This is a genomic window from Planococcus maritimus, from assembly GCF_001687625.2.
Lineage (GTDB): Bacteria > Bacillota > Bacilli > Bacillales_A > Planococcaceae > Planococcus > Planococcus maritimus.
In genome coordinates this window covers 2,142,717-2,161,306 of the sequence record NZ_CP016538.2, presented here as the reverse complement: position 1 = coordinate 2,161,306, position 18,590 = coordinate 2,142,717, and the positions used below count along the sequence as shown (strand labels likewise).

The following is an 18,590-nucleotide window of genomic DNA, read 5'->3' as shown; positions in this document are numbered from 1 at the left end:
GAAAGGAAGTAAATCAAATGGAAAATCGTCGTGTCGTCATAACAGGTATTGGTGCAGTATCGCCGCTTGGAAATAGTGCGGAAAGCACATGGGAAGCGGTCAAAGCAGGCAAGTCAGGCGTAGGCCCGCTAACTCGCTTGGATGCCGATCAGTATCCTGCGAAAGTAGCTGCAGAAGTAAAAGACTTTTCAATTGAAGATTACATCGAACGCAAAGAAGCACGTAAGATGGACCGTTTTACTCATTACGCACTCGCTTCATCGATCATGGCAATGAAAGATGCGCAACTAGAGCTAGATGAGAAAACGGCTCTCCGCACGGGCGTTTGGATCGGATCCGGCATCGGCGGAATGGAAACGATCGAAAACCAAATGGACGTGTTGAACTCACGCGGTGTTCGTCGCATCAGCCCGTTTTTCGTGCCAATGATTATTCCCGATATGGCATCAGGCCAAGTATCGATCCACTTCGGTGCGAAAGCCATCAACTCTTGCTCGGTAACGGCTTGTGCATCCGGCACGAATTCGATCGGCGACGCCTTTAAGGTTATCCAGCGTGGAGATGCGGATGTCATGATTTCAGGCGGCGCAGAAGCTCCAATCACACGCTTGTCGGTAGCCGGCTTTACAGCAAATACGGCATTGACAACGAATGCAGATGTCAAAACGGCATCACGCCCATTCGATAAAAACCGTGACGGCTTTGTCATCGGCGAAGGTGCTGGTATTGTCATTCTGGAAGAATACGAGCACGCCAAAGCACGCGGCGCGAAAATTTATGCAGAAGTGGTCGGCTATGGCTCCACTGGAGATGCGCATCATATTACGGCTCCAGCTCCAGGCGGCGAAGGAGCAGCACGCGCTATGCAACAGGCAATTGAAGATGCAGGCGTTGAAAAAGACGCGATCGGCTATATCAATGCACATGGCACGAGCACGCCTTATAATGATATGTTCGAAACGATGGCAGTCAAGACGGTCTTTGGCGACCACGCTTACAAGCTCGGCATGAGTTCAACAAAATCAATGACAGGGCATTTGCTAGGCGCAGCAGGCGGCATCGAAGCTATCTTCACGGCTTTGGCCTTGAAAGAAGGCATCATGCCACCGACGACCAATTACGAAACACCAGACGAGGAATTGGATTTGGATTATGTACCGAATGAAGCTAGAACAGCTGATTTCTCTTATGCAATGAGCAATTCACTAGGCTTTGGCGGACATAACGCTTCACTCGTCTTCAAAAAAGTATAAGGCTTATCGAAAAACTCCTGGAAACAGGAGTTTTTTTCAGAGTGTTGAAAAATTTCATAGTTCGCTATCTATTAAGAAAAAAGACAACCATTTCTATATCCAACAATTAATGACCTCTATAAGTAGTTGGAGAAGCGTTCGCTCGACTCCTGTGGATCAGCGAGACGACCGAGACCCCGCAAGGCGCAAAGCGACTGAGGAGGCTTGGGCGCGAGCCCACGGAGTCGTGCGATAAGCTTCGGAAATTACGGCTTCTAAACTTTCTCAACAACCTGCGAAAAACTCCTGGAAACAGGAGTTTTTTTATATAATTTTTAATATGGCAATCATTTCAAAGTGGGCTATCATCAGCGATACATAGCAAAAGCAAGACATGGGAAAAGAAATGATTTTCTCTATATGGTAATCATTTCTTAAAATACAAAAATTATATTGCGCATGTAATACTTTTGTAATATGCTTAAAACTAGTTGGAATTAACAGAAAAAAAAGAATTTTGAGGTGTTTTCATGACAGCTTATGGAATAAATGAGTCTACACCGCTCTTGCGGGTTAAAAACCTCCAAACTGGCTTCAAAATTGACGGCGATTATTATAACGCAGTCGATGGCGTCAGCTTTGATGTCCTGCCGAAGCAAATCGTCGGGGTGGTAGGAGAATCAGGTTGCGGCAAAAGCGTCATGTCGCTATCGATTATGCAATTGCTGCCAAATGGCGTCGGTAAGATCCGAGGCGGCAAAATCGAATTCGAAGGACAAGAAATTTCAAAATTTTCCGATAAGAAAATGAATGATATTCGCGGAAAAGACATCTCGATGATTTTCCAAGAACCGATGACTTCGCTCAATCCGGTATTCACCATTGGCTATCAAATTGAGGAAGTGATCTTGAATCATGAGAAACTGACCAAAAAAGAAGCTCGGTTGCGGTCAGTCGCTTTATTGAAGCAAGTGGGGATACCGAGGGCTGAACAAATTGTTACTGAATACCCCCATCAATTGTCCGGGGGGATGCGCCAGCGCGTCATGATTGCCATGGCGATTGCGTGCCAACCGAAATTGCTGATCGCCGACGAGCCGACGACCGCTTTGGACGTGACGGTGCAAGCGCAAATCCTCGAATTGATGAAAGGCATACAAGAAGCGAACGATATGTCGATCATCCTCATCACACACGACTTAGGAGTCGTAGCAGAAATCTGCGACGAAGTATTGGTCATGTATGCAGGCAAAATCGTAGAACGCGCATTTGTGGATGATTTGTTCAGTAGTCCCAAGCATCCATATACGGAATTGCTGATGAAAGCGATCCCGAAAATGGACGAAGATGTCGAGGAGCTTGCGACGATTGAAGGGCTTGTGCCATCTGTTATCAACATGCCGCAAGTAGGTTGCCGTTTTGCGAACCGTTGCCCGAAAGCGATGGAAGAATGCCTGACGGTAACACCGCAGCTTGCAAAAGTGGACAATCGACACGAAGCCGCGTGCCTATTATATGAAGAAAGTTGGCCCAGTGACCAAAAAAGAGAACGACAAGGAGTCGCGGCATTATGACCACTAGAGACTTTATCCAGGACCGAATCGATCACTTAGATAAGCGTGAAAATCTTCTCGAAATCCGGAATTTGAAAAAATACTATCCAGTCACTGGCGGCTTTTTCAAGCGGACCATCGGCAATGTTAAAGCGGTGGACGACGTGTCGTTTGCGATTAGGAGAGGGGAGACGCTTGGCTTGGTCGGTGAATCAGGCTGCGGCAAATCAACTGCCGGGCGAACCATCTTGAGGCTGATGAAACCGACGGAAGGCGAAATCCTTTTTGAAGGAAAAGACATCACCCGGTTATCAGGGTCTAGATTGCAAAAGGCCAGACGAAATTTTCAAATGGTGTTTCAAGATCCCTACGCGTCGCTGAATCCGACGCAGATGGTCGGCGACATCATTGCCGAGCCGATCCTCAATTACGAAAAGCGCAATAAAAAAGAATTGGAGCAGGAAATCAAGACGCTCCTGAAGCGGGTTGGCTTGCCTGAAGAGGCTTATTATAAATACGCCCATGAATTTTCAGGCGGCCAAAGACAGCGCATCGGCATCGCCCGCGCGCTGGCACTGCACCCTAAGTTGATTGTCGCAGATGAACCGGTATCCGCGCTCGACGTGTCTGTGCAATCCCAGGTGCTGAACTTATTAAAAGAACTGCAAATCGAATTCGATCTGACCTATCTCTTCATTGCGCACGACTTGAGTGTCGTAAAGCATATGAGCGATCGAATCGGCGTGATGTATTTGGGCAACCTCGTAGAGCTTGCTTCAAATAAAGATTTATACAAAGAACCGCTGCATCCTTACACACAAGCGCTCATCTCCGCAATTCCGGAACCAAATCCGGCAAAGCGGAAAGAGCGGATTGTCTTGAAAGGGGATGTGCCGAGCCCTCAAAACCCGCCTGCCGGTTGCCCGTTCCACACGCGCTGCCCGGTGGCGATGGAAGTCTGCTCACAACAGAAACCCGTGTTGACAGAAGTGCGGCCAGGCCATCAAGTTGCGTGCCATTTGTATTGATCAAAAAATTTTTTAGGGGGAAAAGAGATGAAGAAAAAATCGTTACTCTGGCTTTTCGCGCTAGTGCTTGTCCTGTCTGCGTTTCTGGCGGCATGCGGCGGCGACGATGGATCCAGTGAGTCAGGCTCAGAAGGGGGATCTTCTGATGGCGAGCCGCAAGAAGGCGGAACGCTGGTCTACGGTCTTGATGCACCACCGGAAGGTTTGTTCTCTTCCGCGTTTTATGGCATTGCCACTGATTTTGAAGTCATTGAACTATTCGATGAAGCGTTAATCAGCTATAACGAAAACTTAGAGCCAGAACCGAACGTCGCTTCTTGGGAAACCGAGGACAGCAAAGTCTTCAACTTCACATTCGAAGAAGGCGTGAAATGGCATAATGGCGAAGAATTGACTGTCAACGACTGGGTGTTTGCGCTAGAAACCATCGCAGATCCTGACTATGACGGCCCCCGCTATGCAAATGTTCAAACAATCGAAGGCGCTGAAGCATACCGCAGCGGCGACGCCGATTCCATTTCAGGGATCGAAGTGGTCAGCGATTACGAAATCAATATCACTTTCGACGAAGCGCGAGTCAATAACTTAACCAACCTTTGGGCATATCCGCTTCCTGAATCCGTTCTCGGCGATGTGCCGGTCGCTGAAATGTCGGCTTCGGAATGGGTGCGTTCGACTCCAATCGGAATCGGGCCGTTCAAAATCGATAAAATCGTTCCTGGCGAGTCCGTCGAATTCTCGAAATTCGATGAATACTGGAACGGAGATGTCAATTTGGATAAAATCGTCCTGCGCGTAATCGATAACTCTTCTGTTGTCGGGGCTTTGCAGAACAACGACATTGACATGATCTCCCTTCAGCCGGTATCCGGCCCTGAAGTTGAGCCTTTGGAAAACGTGGAAATCGTTACGTATCCTGGATTGACGTATTATTATGTAGGATTCAAGCTTGGCAAATTCGATAACGAATCCCAAACGATCACAGAAGAACTTCCGAAATACCAAAGCAAGGAGCTTCGCCAGGCGATGATGTATGCATTGAACCGCCAGGAATGGGTGGATGCATTCTTCTTCGGCTATGCGGATGTCGTCAACAAGCCGGTACCGTCTTCCCACTGGAATTCAGCGGATGACAGCGAGTTGATTCAATATGAATACGATCCTGAAAAATCGAAACAAATGCTGGAAGACGCAGGATACGTCGATACGAATGACGACGGATTCCGTGAAGACCCGAATGGCGATGAGTTTATCGTGAAATTCTCCCACTACGCAACAGGCAACCCGACTTTCGAATCCCGTGCCCAGCAAATTGCACAGTATTTCGAAGAAGTCGGACTGCGTTCTGAAGTGGAAATGGTCGAAGTCAATCTTTACTACGATATGGTCGAAAAAGACGATGCTTCCATTGAAACCTTCTTTGGCGGCTGGGGAACTGGCACTGACCCGGATCCATCTGGCCTATGGAAAGCAGATCAACTGTGGAACTACCCACGCTACAACAATCCTGAAGCGGATCAATTGCTAGACGATGCACTTGATATCGAAATCGTCGGCACGGATCAGGAAAAACGCAAAGAATTGTATGTAGAGTGGCAGAAGATCGTCAATGAAGACCTCCCGATGCTCTACATCGCGGAACTTGAAGAAATCAAGGCATTGAACACACGTGTCGGTGGAGTTGAATATGATGTATCTGGTCAAAACAGCCCTGCTGAATGGTTCGTAACCGAATAAACTCAGCACAAACTTTCAACGATGGGCGTGTCGCCCATCGTTGAATCTTTATATGAAGCTCTTATGCACGGGAAGGGCTGTTTTTGCCAAATACCCCTTCCCGTGCAAAAGAGCATAGCCCAGAACCTACCAGACAAGGAGAGTACCTATGCTTAAATATTCGATTAGACGATTGCTTGGAATGATTCCGATGCTGATTTTAATTTCTATCGTGGTCTTCAGCCTCGCTAAACTAATGCCGGGCGATTCGCTCAGCGGGGAAATCGATCCGCGCAATACCGACCCTCAATACATAGCAGAAATGCGTGAAAAGCTCGGCTATAATGACCCATTGCCGGTTCAATATGTTAATTGGATCAGTGGATTCGTCCAGGGGGAGTTTGGCAAATCCACGCGTTTTCAGATTCCGGTATTCGACTTGATAATGGAAAAAATACCGAATACTTTATTGCTCGGCATCACGGCGCTCATTATTACGTATATCATGGCATTCCTCATGGGCATGTATTCCGGAAGGCGTCCATATACGTTAGGGGATAATGCCATCGCAGGATTCAACTATATTATGCTTGCGATTCCATCGTTCGTCGCTGCCGTTTTTGCGATTTATATTTTTGCCTTCCAGCTAAATTGGTTCCCGTTTGCCGGCTCTGTCGATATTTTGGCACAAGAGGGCAGCTTCGAATACTACTTGAGCCGCATGCACCACGTATTGTTGCCGGCAATTGTGCTAGGAGCGATGAGTACAGCGAGCTATACCCAATTTTTACGCAACGACATCATTGAAAACTCCCGCAAGGATTTTGTCCGTACAGCACGCGCGAAAGGGACACCGATGAAAAAGATTTACAATGTCCATATCCTGCGCAATTCCATCATTCCCTTGGTGACGTTCCTTGGATTTGATTTTGCTGCCTTGATCGGTGGAGCGATTATTACAGAAACGATTTTTACATACCCGGGAATCGGGCAATTGTTCTTGGAGTCAGTGACGAGCCGTGACTATCCGACCTTGATGGCTTTGACCATGCTTTTGTCGTTCCTTACGTTATTCGGTAATTTATTGGCTGATATTCTATACGGCGTCGTGGATCCACGAATTCGCCTGGATTGAGGAGGAAGCAGTAAAATGGCATCATCAACTACCATTGCTCAACAAAAAAAGCCGGAAAGAAGTTTATCTCCATGGCAAATAGCGAGAAGAAAGTTTGTCCGCAATAAATTGGCGATGATCAGCTCGTGTTTCATCGTGCTGGTGACATTAATGTCGCTGTCAGCACCGTTTCTCGCACCGGTATTATCGCCGCTTCCTGATATCTCGAAAGTGAACATCGGAGCGATGAATATCGAGCCGAATAGCGAGCATCTATTGGGTACGGATAAAAGCGGCAGGGATGTTTTGACGCGCTTGTTCTACGGCGGGCGGATTTCACTCCTCGTTGGCTTTAGTGCGACACTGATGGTCATCGTGCTCGGAACGTTAGTCGGGGCATTGGCCGGATTTTTTGGTGGCATGATCGATAGCATTTTGATGCGCTTTACCGATTTCGTGTTGAATTTCCCATTCCTGGTATTTGTCATCGTCTTGAACACTATCCTTTACGGCATCGTCGATGGTTTATGGGTCTTGATCATGGTCATCGGTGCGCTCAGCTGGGGCGGGGTTGCCCGTCTCGTCCGGAGTAAAGTATTAGCAGAGAAAGAAAATGAGTATATCCTTGCAGCCTTGTCTATTGGCTGCTCTCCATTTAAAGTCATTACTAAGCATTTGCTGCCGAACGTCATTTCAACGATCATCGTTCAGGGGACGCTGATTTTTGCGACGATGATCGTGATCGAATCGGCGCTCAGCTATCTTGGCTTTGGGGTTCCACAAGCGACGCCGAGCTGGGGCAATATGCTGTCGTCTGCCAATGAGCCGGACGTGCTGCAAGGCAAGCCATGGATTTGGATGCCCCCAGCGATCATCATTACCTTGACGATCCTGTCGATTAATTTTATCGGCGAAGGGTTAAAAGATGCGTTAAATCCGAAATCATTGCGCTAACAGAAACCACATAAAAAGGATGAACGAGTGGCATTCCACTTGTTCATCCTTTTTTCTTGTATTAACGCTTGCGTTTGCGGCCAAGACCCATTGCGTTCTCCATTTTTTTCAATGTCTTGTTGGCAATGACATTGGCTTTTTCTGCGCCTTCGTCGAGAACCGTATCGAGTTCATCAGAGTCAAGCAATTTATAATAGCGTTCTTGAATCGGTGCTAGGTGGTCGGTAATTGCTTTGGCAACACCCGCTTTAAACTCGCCGTAGCCGCCGCCTTCGTATTTAGCGACAAGTTCGTCGATTGAAGCTCCCGTCAAGGCAGCTTCAATTGACAGCAGGTTGGAGACACCCGGTTTGTTCTCCGGATCGTATTTAACGATTCCTTCTGAGTCTGTCACAGCACTCTTTACTTTCTTTTCAATGGTCTTTAAATCATCGAGTAACGTAATGATTGATTTTTTGTTTGAATCGGATTTGCTCATCTTTTTCGTTGGATCCTGCAAGGACATGACGCGTGCGCCATGTTTTGGGATACGGATATCCGGAATCGTGAAGATGTCGTTGTATTTTCTGTTGAACCGCTCCGCCAGATCACGTGTTAATTCGATATGTTGCTTTTGGTCATCGCCGACAGGGACTATGTCTGTTTGATACAAAAGAATATCAGCAGCCATTAAAGGCGGGTAGGTAAGGAGGCCGGCAGAGATCGAAGCGGCCTTTGCTGATTTGTCTTTAAACTGCGTCATGCGTTCGAGTTCGCCGATAGTCGATACGCATTGCAGCATCCAGCCAGCCTGAGCGTGTGCTGGAACTTCGGATTGGATAAACAGCGTCACTTTCTCCGGGTCGATGCCGACAGCAAGATACAAGGCAGCTAGCGATTTAATGCTCTTTCTTAATTCGAGACGGTCTTGCGGCATGGTAATGGCATGTTGGTCGACGATGCAAAAGATGCAATCGTATTCTTCCTGCAGATCCGTGAACTGCTTAAAGGCTCCGATATAGTTACCAAGTGTGACCGTACCGGTTGGCTGTACGCCAGAAAATATTTTTTTCAATGAAATTCCTCCTCTGAGTGGTGATCCTAAAAATGGATATAAAAAAGCACATCTTCGTCCCTGGAACTAAAGGGACGAATGATGTGCGGTTCCGCGGTACCACCCTGCTTGCCGCAAAGCGGCCTCTTGTCTCCGTAACGTGGAGAACACGAAAACGGCTACTTGTTTCGCCGCTTTAGCTCGAAAGTCCATTCAATGAAGGCTTCTGCTTGTTTCCACCAACCACAAGCTCTCTTTTATAGAAGAAACTTCATCTACTACTCTTTGTCAACGCTCATTTGTATTAATTTTATTATAATACAAAAGAGATTGTTGCTGCAATATGCAATTCTATTGTTGATAAATTGCAAGTGAAATCGCCATCGCTAGCAATGTAACGCCGCCAATAATTAGTAGCGGGAAACTGGAGAAAGCCAACACTTCTGAAGGCAGGCGCATTTCGTCATCGTCCAAGGTGGATTTGCTTTTGAAAAATTTGCGCATGCTCATCGTAAAGATGTCGAAAACTCCTGTCTGGACAACGAAGACCCAAAGTCCGAAAAATACAAGCACACCCCCGTAAATAAAGGAGTTATTAATGTATGACAACAGTGAAAACGGTTCGCTTCGGAAGAGCATTGTCAGCAATACTAGCAACTGCACAACGGCGATTCCGATAATTATTTTTCTCATTAGTGCACCTCTATTCGCTCTTTATTGTAGAAGAAATAGCAAAAAAAATCAAAAAAATATTCGAATTTCGATCTTAAAGAAAACGCTTACATGACGCGCTTTTCAGCCTATTGATGGGTTTCCTAACAGCATGATTACTGGGAAGAGTGTAAAATATTCCAAAAAAAACGCTGTACAACAATAAATATTTATGTATAATTAATCATGTACCAATTTTTCAGAAAATTTAAGGGGGCAAAATCAGTGAAAAACAGCAAGATTTTATGGCTACTTGGCCTGGTTTTGGTACTTAGTGCTTTCCTAGCTGCTTGCGGCGGCGGAGATGACACTGATACTGGGACGGAAAACACAGACACAGAAGGTACAGAAGGCGCAGAAGGCAACGGCGGAGAGCCGGATTCTGTACAAGAACTAAACTTGATCGAAGGAGCAGAAATTCCATCAATGGATTCTTCGATTGCTGAGGATGCAGTAGCATTCAACATCCTTAACAACGTAAACGAAGGTTTGTTCCGTTTGAACCAAGAAAACATTGCTGAACCTGCACTTGCTGAAGGCGAGCCTGAGATCAGTGAAGATGGCTTGACTTACACTTTCAAACTGCGTGATGCTAACTGGTCGGACGGTACACCGATCACAGCTAACGATTTCGTCTATGCTTGGCAGCGCGCGATTGACCCAGACACTGGTTCACCTTACGGACCATACATGATGGCTGGAACAATCAAAAACGCTAAAGAAGTATCTGAAGGGGACATGGAAGTTTCTGAACTAGGAATCACTGCTGAAGACGACAAAACACTTGTTGTAGAACTTGAGCGCCCAACTCCTTACTTCATGTCATTGATGGCTTTTGGTACATTCTACCCATTGAACGAAGAATTCGTTACTGAGCAAGGCGATGACTACGCTTCAAACTCTGAAACAATCCTATACAACGGACCGTTCACTCTTACGAACTGGGATGGCACTGGCCTGACTTGGACAATGGAGAAAAACGCTGAGTATTGGGATGCTGAAACTGTTCAACTTGAAACAGTTAACGTTGACGTTGTAAAAGAAACTTCAACAGCAGTTAACCTTTACCAATCAGGTGAAAAAGACCGTGTCGGACTTTCTGGTGAATTCGCAATGCAATATGCTGAAGATCCAGAAGTGGTAAAAGAACTTGAACCGACTTTGTTCTACTTGAAATTCAACCAAGAGCGTAACGGAGAAGAAACTCCACTTGCTAACGAAAACATCCGTAAAGCAATCGCTACTGGTTTCAACAAACAAGATCTAGTAGACGTAGTTCTAGCTAACGGATCTCTTCCAGCTAACTACCTAGTACCAACTGATTTCACTTTCAACGAAGCGGGCGAAGACTTCCGTGATATCAACGGAGACATGCTGCCATTCAACGCTGAAGAAGCGAAAACTTATTGGGAAAAAGGCCTAGAGGAAATCGGCGAAACAGAAGTGACAATGGAACTTCTTGGAGGCGACTCTGAACTTGCTGGTAAAATGGATGCTTACTTGAAAGAGCAACTTGAAACAAACCTTGAAGGTTTGACAGTTAACTTGAAAGCTGTACCATTCGGCGTACGCCTTGAGCTTGATGAAGCACAAGACTACGATATCCAAAACTCTGGATGGGGCCCTGACTTCCAGGATCCGATGACATTCATCGACCTATTCGTAACTGGCGCTTCTCACAACTTGATGTCTTACTCTAACGAAGAGTTTGATAACTTGGTAGAGCAAGCTAAAGGCGAATTGGCACAGGATGCTGAAGGACGCTGGGAAGCAATGGCTCAAGCTGAAAAAATCTTGGTTGAAGAAGACGCTGCTATCGCACCGATCTATCAGCGCGGTATCATGTCCCTTCAAAAGCCATATGTTAACAACATCGTCAAACACCCATTCGGTGGAGATTACAGCTACAAATGGGCTTATATTTCCGGTAAGGAATAATTATTCCCAACTGAATGTACTTTAGGAAAACATAATAGAGAGAGAGTATATCAAGGGATTGATATACTCTCTTTTCTACTGTAGATAAATTCACCGAAAATTAACGATATTCTGCTTAATCAGAAAAATACAAGTGTCGATTGACGCTTGATATAATAGAGCGATTTTATTTTGGAGGTGCACCATGGCACGCTATATTGGAAAAAGATTAATTTATATGTTCATCACCTTAGCGCTTATTGCCACGTTTACATTTTTCTTGATGAAAATATTACCAGGTTCCCCAATTGCTTCCGCAGATAAGCTATCTCCTGAACAACGGGCAGTCGTAGAGGCACGGTACGGACTGGACCAACCCCTTCCTGTTCAATATTTCGATTATATGTTTGGTTTGCTACAAGGTGATTTGGGTATTTCGATTAACCAATTCAAAGGCGCAAACGTAACGGATGTTATTTTAAGCCGCATGGGGCCGTCAGCCCAGATCGGATTCCAGGGAATGCTCCTCGGAACTGTGCTCGGAATCCTGTTCGGAATGGTAGCGGCGCTCAGGCAAAACACATGGGTGGATTACGGAAGTACAATTGTCGCGATTATCGGTATATCCATTCCATCATTTGTTTTTGCATCCATGCTACAATATTGGCTCGGTTTAAAATTGGATCTGTTCCCAGTGGCATTGTGGAAAGATGGATTCATGTCCAGCGTGTTGCCATCAATCGCATTGGCAATGTTCCCGCTGGCGACAGCTGCACGATTTATCCGTACTGAGATGATTGAAGTTCTAGGCTCTGACTATATCACTTTGGCAAAAGCCAAAGGGGCTAGCGGATCTGAAATTGCATTTAAACACGCATTCCGAAATGCTTTAATTCCATTGATCACTGTTCTTGGGCCAATGGCAGTCAGCATTTTGACAGGTTCACTCGTAGTTGAGCAGATTTTTGCAATTCCTGGAATCGGTGAACAATTTGTAAAATCAATCATGGTCAATGACTTCTCGATCATCATGGGTACGACTATTTTCTTCTCAGTATTCTTGATCGTTATCATTTTGGTTGTAGATATTTTGTATGGCGTCATCGATCCTCGTATTCGTCTTTCAGGAGGTAAGAGTTAATGACACAGAATTATGATAAACTTCCTCAAGATGCATTTACTCGCATCCCTAGGGATACACAAGAAGCAGAGAAAATTTCAAAACCTAGTGTCAGTTTTTGGCAGGATGCTTGGCGCAGCCTGAAGAAAAACAAAGGCGCGATTATCAGTTTGATTCTATTTGGTTTGATTGTCCTTATGTCTTTTCTTGGACCAGTGATCAGCCCTTATGAACCAAATGACCAAACGATTACACATGCCAACTTGCCGCCTAAGATTCCGGTAATCGAAAACTTAGGGATCATGGATGGAGTAGGTACACTAGGCGGACGTGAAGTCGATTTGTATGAAATGAAAAGTGTCGAACAAAATTACTGGTTCGGAACGGACGGCCTCGGCCGCGACATGTTCTCGCGTGTATGGAAAGGGACGCAAGTATCCTTATTCATCGCATTCGTAGCAGCAGCGATTGATATGTTGATTGGTGTCATTTACGGCGGGATTTCCGGTTATTTCGGAGGCCGCGTAGATGATGTCATGCAGCGTATCGTAGAGATTTTGACTGGTATTCCAAACTTGGTCGTCGTTATCCTCTTTATCCTCATCATGGATCCGGGGATACTCGCAATCATCATTGCCTTGACGATCACTGGTTGGACCGGGATGTCACGGGTAGTGCGTGGTCAGGTTCTTAAGTACAAGAGTCAAGAGTTTGTTCTCGCAGCGCGTACGCTTGGTGCAAGCGACACCCGTATCATCTGGAAACATTTGATGCCGAACGTCCTTGGCGTTATCATCATCAACACGATGTTCACGATTCCAGGCGCTATTTTCTTCGAAGCGTTCTTGAGCTTTATCGGACTCGGGCTTCAAGCTCCGGATGCGTCTCTTGGTACTTTGATCAATGATGGATACAAACTGATCCAGTATCAGCCACACATCCTCTTGTTCCCAGCTGTAGTCTTGAGTTTGATTATGATTGCATTTAACTTAATTGGTGACGGTTTACGTGATGCGCTCGATCCGAAGATGAAAGATTAAGGAGGAAAGCCTTAGATGGAAAAGATACTTCAAGTAAAAGACCTCGAACTTTCCTTCAACACATTTGGTGGAGAAGTAAAAGCAATCCGAGGCGTCAACTTTGATTTATATAAAGGCGAAACATTGGCAATCGTAGGTGAATCCGGTTCTGGTAAATCCGTTACAACGAAATCGATCATGCGTTTGCTGCCTGAAGAAAGTGCAGAATTCAAAAATGGGGAAATTTTGTTTGGTGGACGTGACTTGACGAAGTTGAGCGATAGAGAGATGCAGAAAATCCGCGGAAAAGACATTTCGATGATTTTCCAGGATCCAATGACATCACTCAACCCGACAATGCCAATCGGACGCCAGATTACAGAACCGATTTTGAAGCACCAAAAAATCAGCAAAGACGAAGCGAAGAAATTGGCAGTCGACTTATTACGTCTAGTCGGCATGCCAAAACCTGAGCTTCGCATGAAACAATACCCTCACCAATTCTCAGGCGGACAGCGCCAGCGGATCGTTATTGCCATTGCGCTTGCGTGCAATCCGCAAATCTTGATCGCCGATGAGCCGACAACTGCATTGGATGTAACAATCCAAGCGCAAATCCTGGAATTGATGAAAGACTTGCAGAAGAAAATCGATACGTCGATTATTTTCATTACGCATGACCTTGGGGTAGTAGCGAACGTAGCAGACCGTGTAGCCGTTATGTATGGCGGGAAAATTGTAGAAATCGGCACAGTCGATGAAATATTCTATAACCCGCAGCATCCTTACACATGGGGCCTTCTTAGTTCGATGCCGTCGATGGATGCAGAAGATGCCAAACTTTACGCGATTCCTGGCACGCCGCCGGATCTATTGGATCCACCAAAAGGTGATGCATTTGCGCTGCGCAGTGAATACGCTATGAAGATTGACATGGAACAGCCACCACCGTTCTTTAAAGTCAGCGATACACATATGGCTGCTACATGGCTTTTGCACCCGGAAGCTCCAACAGTCGAACCGCCTGAAATGGTCATCGAACGGATGAAAAAGTTCCCTGGTAGCCGCTATTACGAAGGGAGCGCAAATTGATGGCTGAGAAATTAGTTGAAATTAAGAATCTAAAGCAGCATTTCAATGTTGGCAAAGCAAACGAAGTAAAAGCAGTCGATGGCATTACATTCGACATTTATAAAGGGGAAACGCTTGGTCTTGTTGGAGAGTCCGGTTGCGGAAAATCAACAACGGGCCGCTCGATTATTCGTCTGTATGATGCAACGGATGGCCAAGTCCTTTATGAAGGCGAGAGCGTGCATGGCAAGAAAAACAAGAAAGACTTGAAAAAGTTCAATCGCAAAATGCAAATGATTTTTCAAGACCCATACGCTTCATTAAACCAGCGGATGAAAGTCATGGATATTATTGCAGAAGGAATTGATATCCACGGATTGGCGAAAGATTCCTCAGAACGCAAAAAGATGGTTTATGACTTGTTGGAGACGGTCGGTTTGAACAAAGAACACGCCAACCGTTATCCACATGAGTTCTCCGGCGGACAGCGCCAGCGTTTAGGCATCGCACGTGCTTTAGCAGTCGATCCGGACTTCATCATTGCCGATGAGCCCATTTCGGCACTGGATGTTTCGATCCAAGCGCAGGTCGTCAACTTGCTGAAAGAATTGCAAGAAGAAAAAGGCTTGACGTATTTGTTCATCGCGCATGATTTGTCGATGGTTAAATACATTTCAGACCGTATTGGCGTCATGTATTTCGGGAAATTGGTGGAATTGGCACCAGCTGATGAGTTGTATGCAAATCCGATGCACCCTTATACGCAATCATTGCTTTCGGCCATTCCACTTCCGGATCCGAACTATGAGCGCAATCGTACGCGTAAAGCATACGACCCGGCCGTCCATAATTATACAGATGGCGAAGACGTAAAAATGCGTGAAGTTGCACCCAACCATTTTGTTGACTGTTCTGAAAAAGAATTTGCAGAATTACAAGAGCGTATGGCTACAAAAAAATAATGGTTTAACAAGCATGTGTCCCTTAAAAGGCACATGCTTTTTTAATGAATTGAAGGCTTACTAAAGCATTTCTATATATAAATGTCGAAGTTTCTCTAAATTTACTAATTTACCCTGCCAAATAGCTGAAGAAATGGTAGACTGAAGAAAAGCGAAAAAGGTGTGTGAATCTGTGTGAAATCCTTGAAATGGCTTGCTGCATCCGTATTTTTACTAGGTAGTGCCACTGCTGTTCAGGCAGCTGAAATCGAAACAGAAGACTTTTCAACCCGTGCATATGAAGCTGTTAAAATCGACTCGGTCTTACTCGGGACATCCGAGCGTTTCCGGTTCGATTCGGGATTGACTTTCGATTATCCTGATGCAGTCAGAGGGATATTCGTCACCGGGAACTCGGCCGGGGGGGAGCGATTTGCTTCGCTAGTCGATCTTGTCGGCAATACGGATTTAAATGCTATGGTCATTGATGTCAAGGAGGACATGGGGCATTTAACATACATGCCAGAAGAAGATTCTCCACTAGCGGAAAAAGGCATCGGTACATCATTGATCAAAGATCCTCACGCGGTGCTTAAGCAAATGGAAGAGGAACAGATTTACCCAATTGCCCGTGTGGTGGTCTTTAAGGACTCGCAGCTTGCTCAACAGCATCCTGAGCTGTCCTTTACTTCAGGCGGACAAGTCTGGGAAAATCGCCGTGGCGAAGCGTTCGTCAATCCATTTATGCAGGAAGTTTGGGACTATAATGTAGAAGTAGCCATAGAAGCTGCGAAACTTGGATTTAAAGAAATTCAGTTCGACTATGTACGTTTCCCTGAAGGCTTTGAACGACTTGGGGAAGAACTCGATTATTCAATGGGCGACTATGCGGAGTCCAATCTCGACCCTGTGCAGCGCCGCGTGGAAGCGGTCACAGATTTTGTCGCCTACGCAAAAGAAAAACTCCAGCCCTATGATGTAGAAGTATCGGTGGATATCTTCGGCTACGCTGCGACATTGCCTGAGGCTCCTGGAATTGGCCAGAACTTCTCAAAAATTTCAGAGAACGTCGATGTAATTTCTTCGATGATCTATCCAAGTCATTGGACTTCTTATTTTGGTATTGCAAAACCAGATTTAGAACCCTATAACTTAGTCGCCGAATACGCCAAAGTGGAAAATAAGGTATTGTCTAAATTAGAGGAAGCTCCTACATCACGACCGTGGTTGCAGGATTTTACTGCAAGCTATTTAGGCAGTGGAAATTATAAACGCTATGGCAAGTCAGAAGTGGAAGCCCAAATCCGGGCCTTGAATGAACAAGGAATCGACGAATTTCTGCTATGGAATGCCGGCAATAGCTACTCGCCGGGAGTAGACTATACACCTGAATAATCGAAATGCCCCTGCTGTCAGTAAAGCGACTGTCAGGGGCATTTCGATTTTTAAAATTCACTTAAAGAGGGGATCAAAATGAAACCTTTCAAGTGTTGAGACGTACTATATAATAGAAGAGTTATTTTCAAGACAGTTTGGTAAATGAGAATAATTTTTTCTTATTGAAGTTTAATTGATAAAAGAAACGGGTAAATTTCTATTGTATAAGTTTTACAAACTCTTAGAAATGTAGCAAGACTGTGACAGAATCAATGTTTTTTTAAAATTCTTGCTGTCTGCTATATATTACTGAAGCCCAATGTTGTATAATGATTGTAGAGCTTCTAAACGATAGTGATTCTAATTTAAGAATGTATTCCCTTAACACCTATGAATCCGAAAGGAAGTGCTCCATTATGATGGTTACTTTATTCACTTCTCCAAGCTGTACGTCTTGCCGTAAAGCGAAAGCGTGGCTGGAGGAACATGATATTCCATATACAGAACGCAATATCTTCTCCGAACCTTTGACTATTAGTGAAATTAAAGAAATTTTGCGTATGACAGAAGACGGGACGGATGAAATCATCTCGACTCGTTCGAAGATCTTCCAAAAACTGAATGTAGATGTAGAGAGTTTGCCGTTGCAACGTCTCTATGAACTAATCCAGGAACATCCCGGCTTATTGAGACGCCCGATTATTATGGATGAAAAACGCCTACAAGTTGGTTATAACGAAGATGAAATTCGCCGATTCCTGCCACGTAAAGTGCGCGCATATCAATTGCTGGAAGCTCAGCGCATGGTCAACTAAGAATAAGGGGAAAAAGCTGTCCGGACTTTATGGTTTTTCATAAGGGGTCACGGGACAGCTTTTCTTTATCTTCATCGTCTACTCGACATGAAAGTTCGAGGCATGAAACGCCCGGCATCTTGATTAGTTGCAAAAGTCTGTCGATTCGATTAAACTCTAAGTTAATTATCTTCTCGTGCCGCCTATAGGCAGAAAAATGTTTTTAAGCCTTCAGGAAAGGTATAATGAAGGTAGTAATAAATCACGGCTTTTGAGGAGCTTCCTCTTAATCCGATCCGAAAAGGAGAGGTGTAAAATGGAAATAGAACGCATTAACGACAACACAGTGAAATTTTACATTTCCTATCTTGATGTTGAAGAGCGAGGGTTTAGCCGTGACGAAATTTGGTTTAACAGAGACAAAAGCGAAGAGCTTTTCTGGGAAATGATGGATGAAGTCAATGAAGAAGCCGATTTCGTTATGGAAGGGCCGCTGTGGATTCAAGTACAAGCCATGGACAAAGGATTGGAAGTCACTGTCACTCGTGCACAATTGACGAAAGACGGGCAAAAACTAGATTTGCCAGATGATATAGAAGAGCGCCGCAAGATGTTTTCTGGAGAAGAAGCTGGCTCGCAGGAGTTCGACGAATTCGAACCAGTTTATGACGAAGGTGATTCGAAGAAACTCGAGTACTCATTTGTTCTCTCCGAAGTGGAAGAATTGCTTCCAATTGCGAAGCGTCTAATGTACATGCCAGTCGATACGGCATTGTACCACTTTGACGGCAATTACTATATGCATGTCAAGTTCGACGAAATCCTGCATTCTGAAAAAGACATCAAAGATCAATTGAGCGTCATTACGGAATACTTGCAGCAAACTCCAATGACTATCCACCGTCTTGAAGAATATGGAAAGCCGATTTTCAAAAAAGATGCGTTGCCAAACGTACTTCATTATTTCGGATAAAAACCTCCTTTCTAGGAGGTTTTTTTATGTTCTTACC

Annotated in this window: 16 protein-coding genes and 1 other annotated feature; of the genes, 14 read left to right on the top strand and 2 right to left on the bottom strand. The window is 45.1% G+C overall.

The genetic code is table 11. From position 1 onward, the window contains the following. Window positions 1-17 precede the first annotated feature (17 nt). The 6 genes from fabF (at window position 18) to opp4C (ending at window position 7,597) form a co-directional block, all read left to right on the top strand. Entirely contained in the window at window positions 18-1,253 is a 1,236-nt protein-coding gene (gene fabF / locus BBI11_RS10865) for a beta-ketoacyl-ACP synthase II (protein WP_068463206.1), read from the top strand. A 509-nt stretch (window positions 1,254-1,762) separates the two neighbouring features. Further along, complete coding sequence (locus tag BBI11_RS10860) at window positions 1,763-2,806, top strand: ABC transporter ATP-binding protein (protein ID WP_068463203.1); 1,044 nt, start codon at window positions 1,763-1,765, stop codon at window positions 2,804-2,806. After that, the gene (locus BBI11_RS10855) at window positions 2,803-3,813 is read left to right on the top strand and encodes an ABC transporter ATP-binding protein (RefSeq protein ID WP_068463202.1); all 1,011 of its coding nucleotides are present in this window, start codon (window positions 2,803-2,805) and stop codon (window positions 3,811-3,813) included. The genes BBI11_RS10860 and BBI11_RS10855 overlap by 4 nt, the downstream gene beginning before the upstream one ends. Before the next feature lie 27 nt (window positions 3,814-3,840). Next, window positions 3,841-5,550, top strand: coding sequence for an oligopeptide ABC transporter substrate-binding protein (gene opp4A / locus BBI11_RS10850; protein WP_068463200.1), 1,710 nt, complete (start codon window positions 3,841-3,843; stop codon window positions 5,548-5,550). Window positions 5,551-5,698: 148 nt separating this feature from the next. Beyond that, a complete protein-coding gene (opp4B, locus tag BBI11_RS10845; protein WP_068463198.1) occupies window positions 5,699-6,664 on the top strand; it encodes an oligopeptide ABC transporter permease in 966 nt (321 codons plus the stop codon). A gap of 15 nt (window positions 6,665-6,679) precedes the next feature. Then, on the top strand, window positions 6,680-7,597 hold the full coding sequence (opp4C, locus tag BBI11_RS10840; RefSeq protein WP_068463196.1) for an oligopeptide ABC transporter permease: 918 nt from the start codon (window positions 6,680-6,682) through the stop codon (window positions 7,595-7,597). A 61-nt stretch (window positions 7,598-7,658) separates the two neighbouring features. Here opp4C and trpS read toward each other — a convergent pair whose 3' ends face one another. Both trpS and BBI11_RS10830 read right to left on the bottom strand, forming a co-directional pair. Beyond that, window positions 7,659-8,651, bottom strand: coding sequence for a tryptophan--tRNA ligase (trpS, locus tag BBI11_RS10835; protein WP_068463194.1), 993 nt, complete (start codon window positions 8,649-8,651; stop codon window positions 7,659-7,661). A gap of 67 nt (window positions 8,652-8,718) precedes the next feature. Beyond that, window positions 8,719-8,931 (bottom strand) — a binding site (T-box leader). Window positions 8,932-8,981: 50 nt separating this feature from the next. Continuing rightward, window positions 8,982-9,323, bottom strand: coding sequence for a DUF3899 domain-containing protein (locus BBI11_RS10830; RefSeq protein ID WP_068463192.1), 342 nt, complete (start codon window positions 9,321-9,323; stop codon window positions 8,982-8,984). Between the two features lie 243 nt (window positions 9,324-9,566). On the opposite strand from BBI11_RS10830, the gene BBI11_RS10825 reads away from it, so the two are divergent. The 8 genes from BBI11_RS10825 to mecA all read left to right on the top strand — a co-directional run bounded on the left by BBI11_RS10825 (window position 9,567) and on the right by mecA (window position 18,553). After that, complete coding sequence (locus tag BBI11_RS10825) at window positions 9,567-11,279, top strand: peptide ABC transporter substrate-binding protein (protein ID WP_068463190.1); 1,713 nt, start codon at window positions 9,567-9,569, stop codon at window positions 11,277-11,279. A gap of 184 nt (window positions 11,280-11,463) precedes the next feature. Next, window positions 11,464-12,399, top strand: a complete 936-nt coding sequence (gene opp3b, locus BBI11_RS10820) for an oligopeptide ABC transporter permease (protein ID WP_068463186.1) — start codon at window positions 11,464-11,466, stop codon at window positions 12,397-12,399. Then, window positions 12,399-13,418 carry an oligopeptide ABC transporter permease gene (gene opp3C, locus BBI11_RS10815; RefSeq protein ID WP_068463185.1) on the top strand — a complete coding sequence of 340 codons (1,020 nt, stop codon included), beginning with the start codon at window positions 12,399-12,401 and terminating at the stop codon, window positions 13,416-13,418. The genes opp3b and opp3C overlap by 1 nt, the downstream gene beginning before the upstream one ends. 15 nt (window positions 13,419-13,433) lie before the next feature. After that, window positions 13,434-14,489: an ABC transporter ATP-binding protein gene (locus BBI11_RS10810; RefSeq protein WP_068463183.1), complete on the top strand. Its 1,056-nt coding sequence runs from the start codon at window positions 13,434-13,436 to the stop codon at window positions 14,487-14,489. Beyond that, window positions 14,489-15,430, top strand: coding sequence for an ABC transporter ATP-binding protein (locus BBI11_RS10805; protein ID WP_068463176.1), 942 nt, complete (start codon window positions 14,489-14,491; stop codon window positions 15,428-15,430). Before BBI11_RS10810 ends, BBI11_RS10805 begins: the two co-directional genes overlap by 1 nt. A 168-nt stretch (window positions 15,431-15,598) precedes the next feature. After that, a complete protein-coding gene (locus BBI11_RS10800) occupies window positions 15,599-16,804 on the top strand; it encodes a putative glycoside hydrolase (protein WP_068463174.1) in 1,206 nt (401 codons plus the stop codon). 401 nt (window positions 16,805-17,205) lie between these two features. After that, the gene (gene spxA / locus BBI11_RS10795; protein WP_008429739.1) at window positions 17,206-17,601 is read left to right on the top strand and encodes a transcriptional regulator SpxA; all 396 of its coding nucleotides are present in this window, start codon (window positions 17,206-17,208) and stop codon (window positions 17,599-17,601) included. Window positions 17,602-17,896: 295 nt separating this feature from the next. Then, entirely contained in the window at window positions 17,897-18,553 is a 657-nt protein-coding gene (gene mecA, locus BBI11_RS10790; protein ID WP_068463173.1) for an adaptor protein MecA, read from the top strand. Window positions 18,554-18,590 lie beyond the last annotated feature (37 nt).